Genomic DNA, 19357 nt, shown 5'->3' with positions numbered 1-19357 from the left:
TGGTCGGAAGCAGAAGGATATGAATAGTAGCTCTTGCAGGGCTTGGTGCCAATACAGTTGAAGTTGCGCTGTATCCAAAGACAGAGCAGGATGCACCTGAGGATACTACAAATTGGCTTCCTGTAGGTGACGGAGGCTTCCACCTGTATATGCGTATTTATACGCCTGATATGGATGCATTGGAGACATGGACTGCACCGACCATTACAGAAAAAGGACTATAATGAAAAAGAAAATTTCTAAAATATGTGCTGTTCTTCTTATTATTGCTTTGGGCTCTATGGAGACAGGCTGGCGCCTTTTCAATATGATGATTTGCTGCAAACGGGGCGCCCGGAAAAAAGAGAGAAAGAAATGGTTTGAATTGTCGCACATCAGGGAAAACCATCCTCAGAATGGGTATGCAGAGGAATATAATGAGAGTAAAGAATGGTGCTTTGCACAGAAGATGCAGGACTGCTATATCAGAAGTACAGATGGATTAAAGCTGCATGGATTTTATCTGCCGGCTGAGAATGCAAAACGGTTTGTTATATTAAGCCATGGATACCGTGGCAGTCGATTTGGCACCATGTCATTTATGGCAAAATACCTCCATGAGCATCAATGCAATCTTCTGTTTATGGAACAGCGCTGCTGTGGTGACAGTGAAGGGAAATACATTACCTTTGGGGCAATGGAGCAATGGGATGTTCAGCAATGGGCAATCTATGTATCTGAACGAAACAAGGAAAAGCTCCCTGTGTATCTGTATGGGCAGTCTATGGGAGCGTCAGCTGTACTGATGGCATCCGGACATACGCTTCCTCCGGAGGTGAAAGGTCTGATTGCTGACTGCGGCTTTCATTCCATGGAAGGACAAATGCAGGATATGGCGGCTAACTGGTTTCATCTTCCTCACATTCCCTTGCTTTTAATGGAAATGGACTGGTTCTGTAGTTTACTGGCTGGATTTCATATGAAGGATGCAGATACTACAGAGGCAATGAAAAAGAATACAAGGCCGGTCCTTTTTTTCCACGGAGAAAAGGACACCTACGTTTATCCTCATAATTCATTTCAGAATTATATGTTATGTAAAGCTCCGAAGAAGCTTGTTATTGTTCCCGGGGCACGGCATCTGTGCAGTGCCTATGCAGACCCTGCGCTGTATCAGAATACAATGATGCAATTTTTTGAAAAATACGATTAACAGTACAGCAATACTCCTTCCTGACCGGAACTTATCAAACAAATTTTTGTAAAAGGTTTGATAAGTCCCGGTCAATTTTTTGTAAAGTGTTCGTTAAGTCCGAGCGGTACTGGTATTTTCCTGAAATATATGCTATTTTCTCATCAAGAGCAAAAAACAGGGGCAATGGAGGTTTGATTAAGAATGAGAGAGTACTATCCTTTAACTGCTGCTCAGAAAATGCATCACAACTGGATCGTGGATTATGGAACACAACAAGTGTCCGGTGTCAGTGTTGTGGCGTCTGTACAAGCTGAACTGGATTTTGGATTATTGAAAAAGTGTATCCAGATGGAAATAGAGCGCTCAGGCTGTACCAGAGTACGCTTCACCAAACCGGATCAAGAGGGAAATGTGAAGCAGTATATTGTAAAACAGGATCCTCGTGATATTGAACTGAAGGATTTGTCCGGAATGGGAAATCTTGCAGAAGCGGATGAACTGATGCAGCAATGGGCATATGAAACATTTGATGGTGATAATATTCCCGTGTGCGAGTTCACCATGCTGAAGCTGCCAGAAGGATATAATGGTTTTTTTGTGCATATGGATCATCGGTTGATTGACTCCTGCGGACTGGTGGTAATGATCGGGGATCTGTTCCAGCTGTATACCTATTACAAATATGGAACAGCATATCCTCAGGAATTGGCTGATTTCCAAACAGTACTGAAGAAGGACCTGGCAAAGGCCGGCAATGAAAAGCGCTTTGCAAAAGACAAGAAATTCTGGGACGATCAGCTGGATGCCCTGGGAGAGCCGCTGTATTCCGATATTCAGGGTCCGTCTGTACTGGAGGCTGCCAGAAAGAGACATGGAAATCCGGAACTTCGCTCCTCTGATATTGAAATGCAAAATTTATTTGTGGCAGTAAAGGATTATCATCTGGAGCCGGGGGCAACTCAGAACCTGATTGATTTCTGTATGAATCATCAGCTTTCCATGACAAATCTTCTGCTGCTCGGCATCCGTACTTATCTGTCTAAGGTAAATGACGGACAGGAGGATATTACGATCCAGAATTTTATATCCAGACGTTCCACCCATGAAGAGTGGACCTCTGGCGGAAGCAGAACGATTATGTTTCCATGCAGAACCGTAATCTTGCCTGAAACAGATTTCCTTTCTGCTGCTTATGAAATCCAGAATATGCAGAATCGTATTTATATGCACAGCAATTACGATCCGGCACTTATTATGGAAGAGATGAGAAAAAGATACAATACACCGGAGCACACCAGCTATGAAAGCTGTTATCTGACTTATCAGCCCATGCCGGTAAAAGTGGAAAATGAAATGCTTGGAACTGTTCGCCAGCATGCCAAATGGTTTGCAAATGGTGCAGCAACCAAGAAAATGTACTTGACCGTATCTCATACAGAGGATGGTGGAATGAATTTTTCCTATCATTATCAAACAGCACATCTGGAAGAACATGATATGGAACTTCTCTATTATTATATGATGCGTATTTTATTTAAAGGAATCGCAGAACCGGATATGAGCATCGGTGAAATTATGGAACAGATTTGATAGTATACCAGGAGGACGTATAATGAGTCAGGAAATGGAATTTAAAAATATTGTAGCCCAGTATAGCAAAGTGGCACCGGAAGAAATGACAAATGAAATGAGGTTCCGTGAGGATCTTGGATTCAGCTCTCTGGATTTTATGTCTTTTTTAGGTGAGCTTGAGGATACATTTGATATTGAACTTGAAGAAAACGAGGTAATGAAAATCGTAACCCTTGGAGAGGCACTTCAATTGCTGGAAAACCTTCAGTAGGAGGAAATGGATATGCTGGTCAGAAATATATTAGAAGAAAGCGTACAAAAATATGGTGAAGTCAAAGCCGTAAAATGGCTTAATAAGAAAGAAATTTCAGAGAGAAGCTATTGTGAAATAATGGAAAATGCAGCTTCTGTCAGAAAAGGTCTTCTAGCAGAGGGCTTTGAGGGAAAACACATTGCACTAATTGGCACCAGCTCTGTAGAGTGGATTGAAAGTTATCTTGGGATTATTACAGGATGTACAACAGCAGTGCCGCTTGATGCAGCACTTCCCTGCGAGGATCTGGTAGATCTGATCAATCGCTCCGATTGTGCAGCCCTTTTCCTAAGTCCGAAGCTCAGACCATATCTTGAAGTATTTCTGGCAAATTGTCCGGGGCTTCAGAAGGTATGGATGCTTCAGGAAGAGGTGGAGGATGTACCGGAAAAGGTATACAGTATCAATGAGCTTCGGAATACAGGAAATAATGCATCTAAAGATGCTGCCTGTCCGGATGAAGAGGATATTGCAACCATTATTTTTACTTCAGGAACAACCGGAAAAAGTAAGGGAGTTATGCTGACTCAGAAGAATCTGGCATCTAATGTTGAGGCTGTAAAAATTTCAGCAGAACCGGGAACCGTGATGCTTAGCGTACTTCCCATCCATCATGCATTCTGCCTTGTTATGGACTGGCTGAAGGGCTTTTCCCAGGGAGCAACTCTTTGTATCAATGATTCTCTGCTCCATATGGTCAGAAATATGAGCATTTTTAAACCAGACATTATGCTCATGGTACCCATGATGATAGAGACAATTTATAAAAGGCTGGCTGCTTCTGACCCGGCAATTCCAAAACAGATTTTGGCAGAGAAGGTATTTGGAGGAAAGCTGCATACCATATTTACCGGTGGGGCGCATCTGGATCCATATTACATTGAATATTTTGCACAGTACGGTATTCAGATACTGGAAGGCTACGGAATGTCAGAATGCTCACCTGTTATCAGCAACAATACACCGGAAAATAATAAGCCTGGATCTATTGGAAAGCCTCTTGAAAACGTGGAGGTCAGATTTGAAAATGGGGAGATTCTGGTGCGCGGAACCAGTGTCATGAAGGGCTACTATCAGATGCCGAAGGAAACCCAGGAGACTCTTACGGATGGCTGGCTTCACACAGGAGACAAGGGATATATGGATGAGGATGGCTACCTGTTCATAAACGGAAGAGTGAAAAATCTGATCATTTTGTCAAATGGTGAAAATGTATCTCCGGAAGAAATTGAGAATAAACTTGCCCTGAATCCCCTTGTAGGTGAAGTGATCGTAACTGGTGAGAAGAATGGTCTGACAGCCCGGATTTATCCGGAGCAGGCAGTGGTGGAAGCAAAGGCATTAGATGCAGAGTCTGTTAAAGGACTGCTTCAGGCATTTTTGGATAAGTACAATCAAAATCAGCCGACCTATCGTCAGATTACAGGATTGATCATTCGGAAAAATCCCTTTATCCGCAGCACAACGAAAAAGATTAAGAGACAGGATGCTCTGATTGACGAACCTCTTGCATAACAAAAAAGGCTTTCTGCATGGCTCACAAAGTGTGATGCACATCTTGCAGAAAGCCTTTGTAAAGCGGACATTCGCAATCCGCTTCGCTACTTGCTCATGAACGCAGTCGCTTCGCTTATCTGCGTTCAAACACGTATTAGGACAAAAGGGGCAGCATGCCGGATAAAAAAACCTGGGACAAAATATCAGCGACAGCTTCCGGCTCCAGATCGAAATTATCCCTGGTCCATTTGTGAAGGACACCAATGGTGCTGCCAATCGCACAGGTGATCACATAGGAAATTTCTTCCTTTGTGTGTTTATTTGGACTGGAATTGGATGCTGCATCGGTGACATAGTGATGGAGCATGGTCAGCATTTTTTCAAACAAGTCATTGCCATGAGGTGTGCTCAAAAGACTTGCAAGAAAAGGATTCTCTATGGTGTACTGACAGATTGAAAAAAAATAGGACCGACAGATATCCAGGTCATTTTTTGGATGGAATTTCTCCATCATGGAAAAAACATCACAGATTGTTTTCTCTTCAACGGCAGCTACCAGTGAGGGGATATCCTGGTAATGATTATAAAAGGTGCTTCTGGCGATACCTGCAGCTTTGATGATGTCAGATACTGTGATCTTATCAGGAGCTTTTTCCCGTGATAGTTTAAAAAAAGCACCTAAGATAGCCTCATTGGCCACATAATATCTTTCGTCAGGAACTGGATTCTGCATAGGCGCACCCTCCCTCTCTTCAATTATTCAACAAAATTATTCCTGGGAAAACTGATCCTTTCCTACAGAACACAGAGGACATTCAAAGTCTTCCGGAACATCCTCCCATTTCGTGCCAGGTGCAATTCCACCCTCTGGATAGCCCTGCTCTTCGTCGTATTCCCAACCGCAAACATCGCATACATATTTCATAAGCAAATCCTCCTTATTAAATGATAATAATTACTGTTATTATGTCAAAATTATAAAACATTTCACAATATTTGTCAATATCTGGATGTGGCTTCGCTTGATAAGTTATCTTGACAATAGAGGGAAGAAAGCATATACTGTTAATAATTAAAAATGTCAGGGATAATATTTGTCTGACACTAATTGAATACGTATACACACAGAAGAGCGATGTTGTTCAGAACATGGCTCTTTTTTGTATTTATGCAAAACTCGTAAAAGGCTGTGCGTGTATGCAAATATCAAAAGGGAGGATGTATATGATGGAGAGATTAAACGAAATTGTAACAAAAGTTGACGATTTTGTGTGGGGTCCGGTAATGCTGATCCTGCTTGTGGGAACTGGAATTTTTCTTACAATCCGGACGAAATTTCTGCCCTGGAGAAACCTGGGATATGCGCTAAAGAGCACGCTCAGCAAGGAAGCGCGTACGAAAAGCCGTGGAGAAGGAGATGTCTCTCCTTTTTCCGCACTGACGACTGCCCTTGCTGCTACAATTGGAACCGGAAATATTGTTGGCGTTGCCACTGCTATGGTTTCAGGAGGACCTGGCGCTCTGGTGTGGATGTGGATTTCAGCAGCCTTTGGCATTACGTCCAAGTTTAGTGAATGTATGCTGGCAATTAAATACCGTGAAGTGAATGCCAAAGGTGAAATGAGCGGCGGTCCTATGTACACAATGAAAAAAGGACTGAAAAATAAGACTTTGGGAGTAATTCTGGCATGGCTTTTCGCATTTTTTGCAGTTGTAGCTTCCTTTGGAATCGGAAATATGACTCAGGGAAATTCTATTGCAAGTGCACTTCATGCTACATTTCATGTTCCGGTAAGGGTCTCTGGGATTATTATAACAATATTGACATTATTAATTATTGTTGGTGGAATTAAATCCATATCCAAAGTATCATCTGTAGTTGTGCCGGTTATGGCAATTTTCTATGTGATCTGTGGACTTATTGTGATTTTTGGAAACATTTCCAACTTGCCTTCAGGGCTTTCTATGATCTTTAAAATGGCATTTTCCGCAAAAGCTGTAGGCGGTGGTCTTTGCGGCAGTATTGTTGCTTCTATGATGAGTGCTATGCGATACGGTGTTGCGCGTGGAGTTTTTTCGAATGAAGCCGGCATGGGTTCTGCTGCAATTACGGCTGCTGCAGCGACTACGGATAACCCGGTTCGCCAGGGCTACATAAATATGACAGGAACATTTTGGGATACGATTGTGGTATGCACCATCACAGGTCTTGCAATTGCTTCTTCCGGAGTACTTGGCACTACTGATGCAGCAGGAAATATGCTGACAGGATCAGATGTCACTATTGCAGCATTTGAAACTGTTCTTGGAAGTGTCGGAGGATGGCTGGTAACCATTGGAATTACATTATTTGCATTTTCTACCATTCTTGGATGGGAATATCATGGAGAAAAAGCTTTCGAATATTTATTTGGAACACATAAATACAACATGATTTACAGAATCGTATTTTCTCTGGTTGTATATGTCGGCTGTACACAGACCTTGAGTCTGGTATGGAACTTTTCTGATATTGCCAATGCTTTGATGGCAATTCCTAATCTGATTTGTATGCTGCTGCTCAGCGGAGAGATAGCGAAAGATATTGAAGCATTTCAGAAAGAAATAAAGAAATAAAAAATCCCCTTGGAATGATGGGAGTGAATACCCATCAATCCAAGAGGATTTACAGCGTCTTTATTATTTTTCAGAGAACCTATATAAGCTTACTGGCTGATCAGCTCCTGTAATTCAGCATCATAGTCAATTCTTTCTCCACTTGTGGTATCAAATACCATAGTAGATTTGTTGTCATCTGTATAAGTGCTCCATTCCGGTACATTCTCGCCATTCGGATCTCCGGTTTTTGCAAAGTTTACCCATGCACTTGACATTACATCCTGCAGATCATAAGCGTCCTGACTTCCGCCATAGGAACCGGCTACTAAGTCAACATTGTGGAATACAAATGGGATCTCGCCACAGTGCCATAAGTTTACACCACCGTCAATCGGAGATTCATAGGATACAACGTAATCATAGTTCTTAGTTGCACCAGCTTCAACTCGCTTTGTAAGGGTTTTGGAGAAATTGGTACGATTTGCTACATAATAAGCATCACAAGCACTCTTTTCCGGATAAGCCTTCAGGAATGCTTCTTTTACAGCTTCCGCTTTGTCACCATATTTTTCGGTTAATTTTGCGTCTACTTCTTCATCAGTCCAGGAGTTTTTGTTGGTTTCGTTAGGATCCAGAGCAGTCCAGCAGTTCATTTCTCCAAATACAGAACCTACCATAACCGGAATGTCGTTTGTCCATTCCTGGAAATTACTCTGAATATAATCTTCATCAAGAACCGGACGCCAGCTTAAAGAGGTTCCCAGCTCATCGCCTACCTGTTTCATTGCTTCCGTTGCAGCTGCATCAAGAGTATCATAAGGAACCTCTTTTAACTGCTCAATCTGGTTATCTGAAATTCCCAAAATCTCAAGTGTTTTAGCAGTTATTTTTTTAGCAGTATCCTGTTCAATATAACGCTCACTTCCACTCTGTACAATCGCCTGATTGAATAATCCCTCTGCCTCAGGAGTAGCTAACATGCTGATAATCTTACCGCCGCCGCCGGACTGTCCGAAAATAGTTACGTTGTCAGGATCGCCGCCGAAATTAGCGATGTTTTCTTTTACCCACTTTAAGGATGCAACTAAATCTGCTACACCGCAGTTGCCGGAATACTGATAATCCTCACCATACTCGGAAACATCCAGGTAACCAAGTACATTTAAGCGGTGGTTTACAGTTACTACAACTACATCGCCATATTCGCTGAGATTTTTTCCGTCATATGCAACACCTTCAATAGAGGAGCCATTTGTGTAGCCACCACCATGGAACCATACCATGACCGGTTTCTTTGCATTGGCATCCAGATCCTGTGTCCAGATATTCAGATTCTGGCAATCTTCGCTCTGAGCCCAGTAACGGTGAGGAATCAGGAAATCTCCGCCATCCGGATCTGTCATTTTTGTAATAGGAGCGGTTGAACCATAGACGAGGCAATTGCGGATGCCGTCCCAGGTATCAGGAGCTTCTGGCATTTCAAATCTGTCAGCCTTTGCATAAGGAATTCCACGGAAGGTATAAGTTCCGTCATCAATAAAACCACGAACCTTTCCATATGCGGTATCTGTAATGCCCTCTGTTTTGCTCACAACAATGCTCTCTGTGGCTGCTGTGTCATCAGCTGCAGCAGCGGAAACAGTTGAAATTCCCATAGAGAAAATCATAGCACTGCTTAAAAGGATACTTATAATCTTTTTCTTCATTTCTTAAATCTCCTCCTTCGTATCAAGTAGTTCCATTATAGAAAAACAGGGCTGTTGGCGCTATAAGTTTTTGAACCAGTCACTGTTACTTTTTTGATTGTTTTGGAAATCTGATTGAAAAACAATTTGATTGGTTGTAGTATATTTTGTAAGAAAGGCTATAGTATTTTTATAAAAAATTTTATGAAAAGAGAGTCTCTATAATATGAAAAGAAATCTGAAGATATTTTTATTAATTGCTGTTTGTGCCATTACAGTTTTTTGCATGTTATATGTCAGAGAAGAAAATAAAAAGCAGCAAATACGCAGCTTAAAAAAAGAAGAAAAGGAAAAACTGGTATTTCTTACCTCCAAAAGAGAAACACGGCATATTTTTGAGAAAATTATCGCGGATTTTAATGAATCACAGGATGATATATGTGTAGAACTTATGGCAGTACCAAATCCGGAGGAGGAACTGCAAATCCGTGCAATCCAGGGAGAATTTCCAGATATTGTTGAATTTATCGGAGCACAGAAAGATGATCTGGTTAAATATGTAAAAGGCGGATACTTGCAGAAGCTGGATGATTTTTCTGCAACCCATTGTGTAAATGAACATTTTTTGGAAAAATTAAAAATTCTTAATGGTACTTATGTACTTCCGTTGTCTGTGAATTACAGAGGGATATTTTATAACAAAAGGATGCTGGAAAAGGACGGATACCAGATTCCTTCTACATATGCAGAGCTTATTCATACGATGCAGCAAATAAAAAAAGCCGGAAAGCTTCCAATTGTTTTTGCAGATAAAGACAGCTGGACGATTCATCAGGGATGGGATGCAATTGACATGTCCTCCAGAGGAAGCCAGGATAATTTATTTCAGAATGTGCTGAACGGCACTACCGTTTTATATGAAGATCCTATTGCACTTGATTCTACTAGGAAATTTTTAGAAATAAGACAATATGGTCAGAAACAGACCATAAACACAGGATATGATGAAGCTGTAAAAAAATTTGCAAAGGGAGAAGCCTATATGTTTCTTCAGGGAAACTGGGCGTATCCTATAATAAAAAAAATAAATCCGTATATGGATTTGTTATTTATGCCGTTTCCTACATACAAGGAAAATCAGGCAAGGGTTGTAGCAAAAATAGATGCGACATTGGGGGTTTCTGCTTTCTGTAAGCATCCGGAAGCAGCTGAAAAATTTCTGGACTATGTATTTTCAAAAAATGTCAGTGAATATTATGCAAATCAAGCCGGGGCTTATTCCTGTATAAAATCTGTAGATGTAGCAGACAATTATGCGAAGGTATTTACGGATAGTATCAGTAGCGGTGAATTTTTCCTGGAAGAATTTGCTTATGAAAGCGAAAAATCTAATGCCAGGGATGCTTTGTTTCAGAATTTGACCAGTTCCCCTCAAACATATACAGAAAGAGCATTTTTGAAAGAATGGAACGATCTTTTAATTCTGCAGAAAGGAGCTTGAGTGTGAAGCGAATTTCAAGACTACCTGTATGGTGGCAGCTTTTTATTGGATTAGCATGCTGTTTTCTGTTTTCCCTGATAGTAATTTGTGCCTCCTTTTTCATTGATGTGAAGGAGGCTGAAAAAAATAATTGGTTTTATTTGCATAAAATGAACAGTCAGTGGGAGATGGAAATCGAGACCATAACAAAAAATCTGGATTATTTGAAATATCTCCCCTTAATAGATAAAACAATTATGACAGATCTTCGAAACGATTATGAAAAACAATCCTTAAAAAAGCAGCTTTCCTATAAGGAATATGTAAATAGTACGCTGGAAGATATCAGTGGAATTAATCCATTTATTTTGCGCACTACTATTTTAACTGAAAATGGAAATGTTTATGGTAACTTTGTGGAAGACTCGTTGACACAGATTAAACAGGCAAAAAAGCATATTGCCTATTCAAGGGTTGGCTATAAAAATGAGGAATATGTTACAGATGTATATGAAGGCGAAATAAACATGCTTCCTTATAAATTGCTGACAATCGCATACGCTATGTACTCTGTGGAATCGGATCAGAAGCTTGCTACAATTTATATCGATTTGGATTTTGAAGAAATAGAAAAGAGCTTTTCCGTGTTTTCAAATGATGAAATTGAATGCTGTCTTTTTAACAGAAACGGGATCGTTTATTCTTCTGAAAAAAAGAACAATTTTCTTCTTGAGGATGTAAAGAAAATTTATGAAAATCCAAACCATCAGGGAACATTGGAAGCGGATGGCTCTGTCTGGAATGCATATGTTGTTAAAATCGATGATTTGGACTGGTATATGGTTCAATGTATGCAGCGAAAAAGCTTTCTTCTCAATAGTATAAAGAATATTTTGCTTTTTTGTTTTGGGATTTTGATGGTTTTTGTTTTCTTACTGTTTGGAGGAATGCAGCTGATCAGTCGCATTACCAAGCCGATTACTGAATTTTCCAATGCGTTAAATCAGGTAACCTTACATAAAAAACAAAAACCACGGCATATCCAATTAAAAGAGGATGTTCCACAAGAAATTTCCACAATGGTAAGTGGCTATAATGATCTTGTATCACGTATTGAAGAGAATATTATTCTGGCATACAAAAACGAAATAAGCCAGAAAAAAACAGAACTGCAAATGCTGCAATATCAAATCAATCCCCATTTTTTATATAATACATTAAATATTGTCAGTGCGTTGGCAAAACTAAATGGAGTTGATGAAATATCGGAAATTTCAGAATGCCTGTCCCATATTTTTCATTATAACGTAAAAGGGGGAAATATTGTACAGCTGAAAAAGGAGCTTGAGAATCTTCAGTGCTATGTAAAAATACAGTCCATGCGTTTTCCGGGAAAATTTGACGTGATTTATAATGTAGAAGAGGAAATGCTGACCTGTGAAATGCTAAAGTTTATATTACAGCCATTAATGGAAAACGCAATGGAACATGGTGTCATTCCCTGCAAACGAAGAGGGCGGATAGAAGTGACCGGAAAAATCACTTCGGCCAATATAGCAGAAATCAGTATTTGTGACAACGGAAATGGAATGAGCGATGAAACACTGCAGATGTTACACCAGGAATTAGAAAAAGACCTGCAGCAGGGCGTGAATCATAGTTCCTCCGGAATCGGCCTGATAAATGTACACCAGAGGATTAAAAACTATTATGGAGAAGAATTTGGAATTCTGGTAGAAAGTAATCAGGGAGAATACACTTGTGTAACGGTTCGTTTTCCGGTATTGGAAAAAGAGGTATAAAGATGAATTTTAAAATTTTAGTTGCAGATGACGAATATTATGCGAGAAAAGCACTCGTCATGATGCTTGAAAAATCCGGATTGCCGATTTCGGTGAATGGAGATTTTGAAGATGGGGAAGAAGTAATAGAATATCTTCAAGAAAACGAAGCGGATATTATCATTACGGACATCCGGATGCCCAATGTAGATGGCCTGGAGCTGGCAAAATATGTGCAGGAGCATGTGCCGAAATGCTCAGTAGTGATAGAAACCGGATATGAAGATTTTCAGTACGCAAGAAATGCGCTGCGCTATCAGGTAAAGGACTATCTGACAAAACCAATCAACGAATCAGAATTGCTTAAGTCTATAAAGGATATTCTTGTTGAAAAAGCAAAGTCAGATAATCTGGAAAATATCAATAAACTAAAAGGAATTGTTGAGAATCTGGATTTTGCACAATTGATACAAAATAAAAAGCTGCTTGATGAGTTGATTCCGGCGGAGCTTTGGAAGGATCACTCCTGGTTTTTTATGGCGAAGGGAGAAGTTTCGCATTCGGGATATCAACAAATAGAAAAATATTTGCAAAAGAAAAGAACTACTGCCGATGTAGGAAGCTGGTACTTTAAAAATAAAGGTGAATGTATATTACTCTTTTTTTGCAAACAGAAAATGGATTTCAAAGCATGCATTGGAGAGGCTGATCTTTTGCAGCTGAAAAACAGTATGGATCATAATTCGTGGTTTGGGATCAGTGGCATCCACAAAGAAAGAAGGGAAATCGAAAGGGCGTACAGAGAGTGTATTTACGCAATCAATAACCGTATTTTAATAAATGAAAATCTGTTTTTCTGGAAAGAAGAACTGGAAATTAAAAATTTGCTGGAAAAAGAAACCCTGGAAATATTCAGCAGAGTCGTAGAATTTGGCCGTATTTATGAGGCAGAAAAAATCATAGATAACTTATTTGCCAGATGCATAAGCGAGCGCGCAAACATTTACAGTCTTTATAATGCAATCATACAGCTTTTTTCCGTTCTCAGGAAAAAGTATTATAATGGATGTCAGATACCCAAGGGAGAAGGGGGATATTTCCTGTTTGATTTTAAGATTGACCTGTATCAATTTCATACAGCAGATGAGCTGAAAAAATATTTGCTTATGATTTTGAAAGAAGTCTGTGAAAAAAACGAGGAAAATGAAAATGAACTTCTGATAGAAAATATTTTAGTGTATCTCGAAAATCATTATGCAGATGATATTACATTAAATGAGCTTGCAGAGCATAAATACTTTGTAAGCGTGGGACACCTCAGCAGAACCTTTAAAAATAAAACCGGATTAACATTTTCCAAATATCTCACAGAGGTGCGCCTGAAAAAGGCAAAAGAATTTCTGGGAAATACGGACTTTGACATTACAGATATAGCAACATTTACAGGATACAATGATGCTTCCTATTTTACTCAGATTTTTCGGAAATCCTGCGGCATGACGCCTTCAGAATATCGTTCCCAGGAAAGAAAAAAGAAAAGTCAAAAAAGTGATACTGAAAAAGAAAATAATTTATAGTTTTTATCTTCCGGGAGCCTTAAAATAACATTATCAAAAAAAGGAGGCTCTGTTTATATGAAGAAGAGATTAACTGTATTGGCTGCATTGCTTGCCTGCTCCACACTTATGGGAAGTGTTCATGTATATGCAGAGGAAAATGAAAAGAATGTTGTTGAAACTGCGTACGGAAAAGTGCAGGGAATCAACAGTACAGATGAAAACTATGAGGATGTTGTAGAATTTCGTGGAATTCCATATGCAGCACCGCCAGTTGATGATTTGCGCTGGAAACCACCGGTAGATCCTGAAAAATGGGATGATGTTCTTGTATGTGATACCTACAAGGATATTCCTATGCAGGTATTAGGCGGAGCTGAGGTGGAGCCCTATAAAACAGATATTTATTACGATGGAGTTCCGGAAATGAGTGAAGACTGTCTGTATCTGAATGTAATGACAACAGGAGATTCACTTTCTTCCACAGAAAAGAAACCGGTATATGTGTGGTTCCATGGCGGCGGACTGAACAGCTGCTATACCTTTGAGCCGGAAGGAAATGCGGAAGCTTTTGCAAAGAACGGAATCGTTGTGGTAACAGTAGAACAGCGTCTTGGTGTCTTTGGCTATCTGTCATTGCCACAGCTTACCGAGGAACAGGGACAAAGCGGAAACTATGGTCTGATGGATCAGATCAAAGCTATGGAATGGATCAAAGAGAATATAGCTAACTTTGGAGGAGATCCTGAAAATATCACAGTTGGTGGACAGTCTGGCGGTACTACAAAGGCAATGGCAATGACTGCTTCTCCTAAAATGGATGTAGAAGTTGATAAATTAATCCTGGAAAGTGGCTTAAAGTACAATATGGAATTCCAGACTCTGGAAAGTGCAGAAGAAAAAGGAACTGCATATCTGGGAGATCTGGGACTTGATGAGGCTGCGACACTTGAGGATCTGAGAAGTATAGATGCTGAAAAGCTGATTGACAATACCAGTTCTAATTATCCGGGAAGCATGAACCAGGATGGTTTGTATGTCACCTATGAAAGCATTCAGGATTCCATTAATGATGGAGTGTTTGATGAGATTTCTGTATTGTCCGGAACAAATATGGGAGAGGGAAGTTATCCGAAGGTATCCACAGCAGAGGATTTCTATGCACAATACAAAGAAGCTCTTGGCGATCTGTATGATAAATACGACTTTGAAAATCTGGTAAAAGTTGATGACAGTACAGCAGCTATGGTCAGCCGTCAGTTAGGAACCTATGGTCTTGGCACAAATGTCAGCAGAAGCCTTATGGTTAACAGACTGTACGGAAAAATGATGTCAGAAAGAACAGATGGAAAAGCAGCAAACTATACATACTTATTCAGCCATTCTACACCTGAGAGCATTTCAGATTTAGGAACAGACAGAGGCTGGGCTAACCAGTGGGCATGGCATACAAGTGAAATGTGGTATGCGTTCAATTCTCTGCGTGAGGGCGTTCCGGAGGTAAGACAGTGGACTGACTGGGACTATGAGTTAGCAGAAAAGATGAATCAGTATTGGTCAAACTTTATCAAAACCGGAGATCCAAATGGAGACGGACTTGCATACTGGCCGGCAGCAGATGAAAATATGGGATATATTCAGTTGGGAGATGGAATCAGTACTCATGAAGAGGAACTGACAGATCTGGAAAAACTGATGATGGATTATACCACCAACTATTTCAATTTTCCTGTAGCTGAGTAAGTGATACACTTTTAACCTCCTGGAGAATGCAGTGCATTTTCCTACCATACCATGGTTTTTTCAATATTATTCACAGAAAAAGTCGTCGGCTTTAGAAGCTGGCGGCTTTTTTTGCGTAAATAGCGCAAAATCTTTCCTCTTTCTTGTTCTGAAAATAAATTCATGCTATGATAAAAATTAAAAAAGGGCTGAACATAGACAAAAAGGTTTCTTTCCCCCAATTTTGCATAACCGTAATAGAAAGTAGGAGAGTATGGTGAAATTAAAGAAAACAATGAAAAAAATAGGCAAGATTTTTCTCTGTTTTTTGCTGGTGGTTGCGCTGGTAAATATACTTGCACCTCTTTTTTGCAAAAAACCAGATGGAAAATATGCAAAAAATCTGCAGCAGACAGAATTTACTTCTGAGACAGCAGGGGCAGAAAGAATCCGCTGTATCGATGATAACGAAGAAGCACTTTTGTGGCGGCTTCGAATGATTGGTACAGCAAAAGAAAGCATTGTGCTGTCCACCTTTGATCTGCGCGCAGATGAAAACGGCACTAAGCTTCTGGCTGCGCTGAATCATGCTGCGGCAAAAGGAGTGAAAATCCAGCTCCTGATCGATGGAATTTACCAACAGCTTTTTCTGGCTGGAAGCAGTGATTTCCAGGCTTTGGCGGCGCATGAAAATGTAGAAGTGGGAGTTTATAATCCAGTGACGCCAGCCAATCTGTTTAAGCTGAACTATCGCATGCATGATAAATATGTGATCATTGATGAGAAAATGTACCTGCTTGGCGGACGCAACAGCAACGATATTTTCCTGGGAGATCAGACTGAGGACATTAATGTGGACCGGGATATTCTGGTGTATGATACTTCTGAAGGAAAGGGCGAGTCCTTGCTGCAGCTTGAGGACTATTTTCACAAAATCTGGAATGAGGGCTGTGTAAGCATAAGAACAAGAAAACAGTCCTCGAAATATACAGATCAATACCAGAACATGGAAGAGCTGTATACTTCTCTACTGGAAAAATATAATGATATAGAAACCTATAGCACATGGGAGAAGGATACGGAAGAGGCCAATAAAATTACCCTGATTCATAACGGAACCCAGGCGGGGCGAAAAACTCCTCAGGTTCTTCAGGCAATTCAGTATCTGTCTGAAAATGCAGACCATGTGATTATACAAACTCCATATGTAATCTGTAACGGCTATATGTATACTGCTTTGCACAAGATAGCAGATCATGCCAAGCTGCAGATCATACTTAATGCAGTGGAAAAAGGTTCAAATCCATGGGGCTGTACAGATTATCTCAATCAAAAGAAAAAAATCCTGAAAACCGGAGCAGATGTTTATGAGCTGATGAACGATTATCCGGTTCATACAAAGACAGTGCTGATTGATAATCGTCTGTCTGTGGTAGGGTCATACAATCTGGATATGCGAAGCACTTATTTGGACACGGAGCTGATGCTGGTAATTGACAGCAAGAGACTGAATCAGCAGATTCGCACAACTGAAAACGATTATATGGAAAAGAGCAAAGAAATCTTGGCAAATGGACAGGAAACAGAAGGGGCAAAGTATGAGAAAAAGATACTGACCTGGCAGAAGAAATTATTCTATGGAGCGCTGAGGATTATTATTCGTCCGCTTCGTCAGCTGCTGTAGCACCCTTGTCCAGGCAAAAACTTTCGCAAAGAAAGAAGGTGAAAATTTAAATAAATAGCAAATTAGGAATTGATTTTTTGTCCAAAAGCAGTTAGAATGACTTTTGGAAAGAAAATAAATTTCTTTCATAAAAAATATGAAAACAAAGGCAGGTGAACAGAATGGATAGTTGCGATTCTCATGGGCGAAGTAGTTGCATAGGATGGAAAAACGAAATGGCAGATGAGCACCGCGCACATTCTGTTCTTCTTTAATTTCTATAAATTATCGAATTCCATTTCTTTTTTTGATCCTATGAATTCCAAGCGTAATTGCGGCACGTTGAAGGCAGTACAGTGACATTCTTTGGTGACATGAATTAGTCTGCTCTTTTTTCGTGCGTGTATTTGTGTGCTTTCCGGGCGAAAAATATTTTGCCTGGATGACTTCATATGCCCTGTGAGGGATCCAATATTCCCTTAATGAGCAGGCAGTGTAAGCTGTTTATACTGTAATAATGCTCTCCCGCGGATTTTTTATATCCGTATAAAAAAACATAAGACAGATCCATAATATTGAGAATCTGATTTATGAGAGATTGGAGAAAGCAGGATGGAAAAAAGAGTGCAGGATTACACCCAGGACATTCTGGCTGTAATCAGAAGTAATACCTCTCCGGCTGCTATGAGCAGCAAGCTGGAGGACTTTCATGCCAATGACCTTGCAGATGCAATGCCAAGGCTGACTGTACAGGAGCGTTACAAATTATATCGTATCCTGGATATTAATATGTTGTCCGATATTTTTGAATACACAGATTCGGACAATGCTGCAGAATATGTGAAAGAGATGGATGTGAAAAAAGGAGCAGCCATTCTTTCACGGATGGAGACCGATGCCCTTGTGGAGGTTCTCCAGAAAATTGAAAAAGCGAAGAAAAAAATCCTGGTGGAGCTGATGGATGACGATGTCCGTCATGATATTGAGATGATCGCATCCTTTGATGAGGATGAAATCGGAAGCCGCATGACTACCAATTGTATTATTATCCGTGAGAATCTGACTGTAAAACAGGCTATGAACAGTCTGGTAGAGCAGGCTGCCAAGAATGATAATATTTCCACTATTTTTGTGGTGACAGAATCTCAGAAGTTTTATGGAGCCATTGACCTGAAGGACTTGATCATTGCCCGTCAGGACAAGTCACTGGAAGATTTGGTAGCTACTTCTTATCCGTATGTATATGCAGAAGAAGATATTGATGATTGTATTGAAGAACTGAAGGCGTATTCAGAAGACTCCATTCCTGTCCTGGATAATGACAATCGTCTTCTTGGTGTTATTACTTCATCTAATATCATTGACCTGGTTGATGATGAGATGGGAGAAGATTACGCCATGCTGGCAGGTCTTACTGCAGAGGAGGATTTAAAGGAGCCGCTGAAAGAGAGTATGAAGAAGCGTATGCCGTGGCTGATCGTTCTTCTTGGTCTTGGAATGGTAGTATCCTCTGTGGTTGGTGTGTTTGAAAACGTAGTAACACAGCTTCCGATCATTATGGCATTCCAGTCACTGATTCTGGATATGGCAGGTAACGTAGGTACCCAGTCTCTGGCGGTTACCATTCGTGTACTGATGGATGAGTCTCTTACAGGAAAGCAGAAGCTGGAGCTTGTATTTAAAGAAATGCGAATCGGTCTTTGCAATGGTGCACTTCTTGGTATTTTGTCCTTTGCGTTGATCGGACTTTATATTTACTTCTTCAAGGGAAAAACATTGGTATTTGCATATGCAGTTTCCGGCTGCATCGGAGTAGCCCTTCTTCTGGCTATGCTGATCTCAAGTGCAGTGGGAACCTGTATTCCGCTGTTCTTCAAGAAAGTGGGCGTGGACCCTGCAGTTGCTTCTGGTCCATTGATCACCACTGTCAACGACCTTGTGGCTGTTGTGACATATTACGGACTTGGCTGGGTGTTCCTGATCGGAGTGCTGCATTTGGCAGGCTAAGAGAAAATAATAAAAGAGGAGCAGGCAGGAAAGCCCTTCGTGAAAAGAAACGAAAATGGAATTGTTTCTTTTCACGAAGGGCTTTTGGTTTTGGAAAATAGGATTAAGGAGGAGTTTCTTATAGAAGAAATGTTTTGCAAAATTTATCAACAGAATTCAATACGTTAATTTGACAAAATACAAGGAAGTTAGTAAAATGGATGTAACTTCCAGAATCCAGGCGGCAGTGGGCTGGCGGGTAATTTCTGGTATATGGTTGGAGGCAGAAAATCTTTTGCATCTGACATCATTAATAGAAAAAGCGAGGTT

At 40.4% G+C, this 19357-nt stretch carries 15 protein-coding genes; 12 read left to right on the top strand and 3 right to left on the bottom strand.

Annotation, left to right across the window (positions count from 1 at the left end):
- Positions 1-23 precede the first annotated feature (23 nt).
- The 5 genes from OCV70_RS19555 (at position 24) to OCV70_RS02200 (ending at position 4574) form a co-directional block, all read left to right on the top strand.
- Positions 24-224 carry a DUF1214 domain-containing protein gene (locus OCV70_RS19555; protein ID WP_334292259.1) on the top strand — a complete coding sequence of 67 codons (201 nt, stop codon included), beginning with the start codon at positions 24-26 and terminating at the stop codon, positions 222-224.
- Positions 224-1192, top strand: a complete 969-nt coding sequence (locus OCV70_RS02215; protein ID WP_186901772.1) for an alpha/beta hydrolase — start codon at positions 224-226, stop codon at positions 1190-1192. Before OCV70_RS19555 ends, OCV70_RS02215 begins: the two co-directional genes overlap by 1 nt.
- Before the next feature lie 183 nt (positions 1193-1375).
- Complete coding sequence (locus tag OCV70_RS02210) at positions 1376-2764, top strand: condensation domain-containing protein (RefSeq protein WP_262579115.1); 1389 nt, start codon at positions 1376-1378, stop codon at positions 2762-2764.
- A 22-nt stretch (positions 2765-2786) separates the two neighbouring features.
- Positions 2787-3017, top strand: coding sequence for an acyl carrier protein (locus tag OCV70_RS02205; protein WP_021925093.1), 231 nt, complete (start codon positions 2787-2789; stop codon positions 3015-3017).
- Positions 3018-3029: 12 nt separating this feature from the next.
- Positions 3030-4574 (top strand): AMP-dependent synthetase/ligase, encoded by a 1545-nt coding sequence (locus tag OCV70_RS02200; protein WP_262579113.1) that lies wholly within the window; start codon positions 3030-3032, stop codon positions 4572-4574.
- A 136-nt stretch (positions 4575-4710) separates the two neighbouring features.
- On the opposite strand, the gene OCV70_RS02195 is transcribed toward OCV70_RS02200, so the two are convergent.
- Together OCV70_RS02195 and OCV70_RS02190 are read right to left on the bottom strand one after the other, a co-directional pair.
- Positions 4711-5289 carry a TetR/AcrR family transcriptional regulator gene (locus OCV70_RS02195; protein ID WP_262579112.1) on the bottom strand — a complete coding sequence of 193 codons (579 nt, stop codon included), beginning with the start codon at positions 5287-5289 and terminating at the stop codon, positions 4711-4713.
- Positions 5290-5325: 36 nt separating this feature from the next.
- Entirely contained in the window at positions 5326-5481 is a 156-nt protein-coding gene (locus OCV70_RS02190) for a rubredoxin (RefSeq protein ID WP_021925090.1), read from the bottom strand.
- Between the two features lie 302 nt (positions 5482-5783).
- On the opposite strand from OCV70_RS02190, the gene OCV70_RS02185 reads away from it, so the two are divergent.
- Positions 5784-7172 (top strand): alanine/glycine:cation symporter family protein, encoded by a 1389-nt coding sequence (locus OCV70_RS02185; protein WP_262579176.1) that lies wholly within the window; start codon positions 5784-5786, stop codon positions 7170-7172.
- Positions 7173-7261: 89 nt separating this feature from the next.
- Here the strand turns inward: OCV70_RS02185 and OCV70_RS02180 are convergent, their stop codons facing one another.
- Positions 7262-8860: a carboxylesterase/lipase family protein gene (locus OCV70_RS02180; RefSeq protein ID WP_262579111.1), complete on the bottom strand. Its 1599-nt coding sequence runs from the start codon at positions 8858-8860 to the stop codon at positions 7262-7264.
- A gap of 205 nt (positions 8861-9065) precedes the next feature.
- On the opposite strand from OCV70_RS02180, the gene OCV70_RS02175 reads away from it, so the two are divergent.
- The 6 genes from OCV70_RS02175 (at position 9066) to mgtE (ending at position 19048) form a co-directional block, all read left to right on the top strand.
- Positions 9066-10340, top strand: coding sequence for an ABC transporter substrate-binding protein (locus OCV70_RS02175; RefSeq protein ID WP_317259436.1), 1275 nt, complete (start codon positions 9066-9068; stop codon positions 10338-10340).
- Between the two features lie 2 nt (positions 10341-10342).
- Complete coding sequence (locus OCV70_RS02170; RefSeq protein WP_173765679.1) at positions 10343-12121, top strand: sensor histidine kinase; 1779 nt, start codon at positions 10343-10345, stop codon at positions 12119-12121.
- A gap of 2 nt (positions 12122-12123) precedes the next feature.
- The gene (locus OCV70_RS02165) at positions 12124-13677 is read left to right on the top strand and encodes a response regulator transcription factor (RefSeq protein WP_262579110.1); all 1554 of its coding nucleotides are present in this window, start codon (positions 12124-12126) and stop codon (positions 13675-13677) included.
- 57 nt (positions 13678-13734) lie between these two features.
- Complete coding sequence (locus OCV70_RS02160) at positions 13735-15399, top strand: carboxylesterase/lipase family protein (protein WP_262579109.1); 1665 nt, start codon at positions 13735-13737, stop codon at positions 15397-15399.
- A gap of 253 nt (positions 15400-15652) precedes the next feature.
- The gene (locus OCV70_RS02155; protein ID WP_262579107.1) at positions 15653-17062 is read left to right on the top strand and encodes a phospholipase D-like domain-containing protein; all 1410 of its coding nucleotides are present in this window, start codon (positions 15653-15655) and stop codon (positions 17060-17062) included.
- Between the two features lie 591 nt (positions 17063-17653).
- Positions 17654-19048: a magnesium transporter gene (mgtE, locus tag OCV70_RS02150; RefSeq protein ID WP_117851145.1), complete on the top strand. Its 1395-nt coding sequence runs from the start codon at positions 17654-17656 to the stop codon at positions 19046-19048.
- Positions 19049-19357 lie beyond the last annotated feature (309 nt).

It is taken from the genome of Blautia acetigignens, assembly GCF_025566865.1.
Classification (GTDB): domain Bacteria; phylum Bacillota; class Clostridia; order Lachnospirales; family Lachnospiraceae; genus Blautia_A; species Blautia_A acetigignens.
This window is presented reverse-complemented; position numbering and strand designations above follow the sequence as displayed.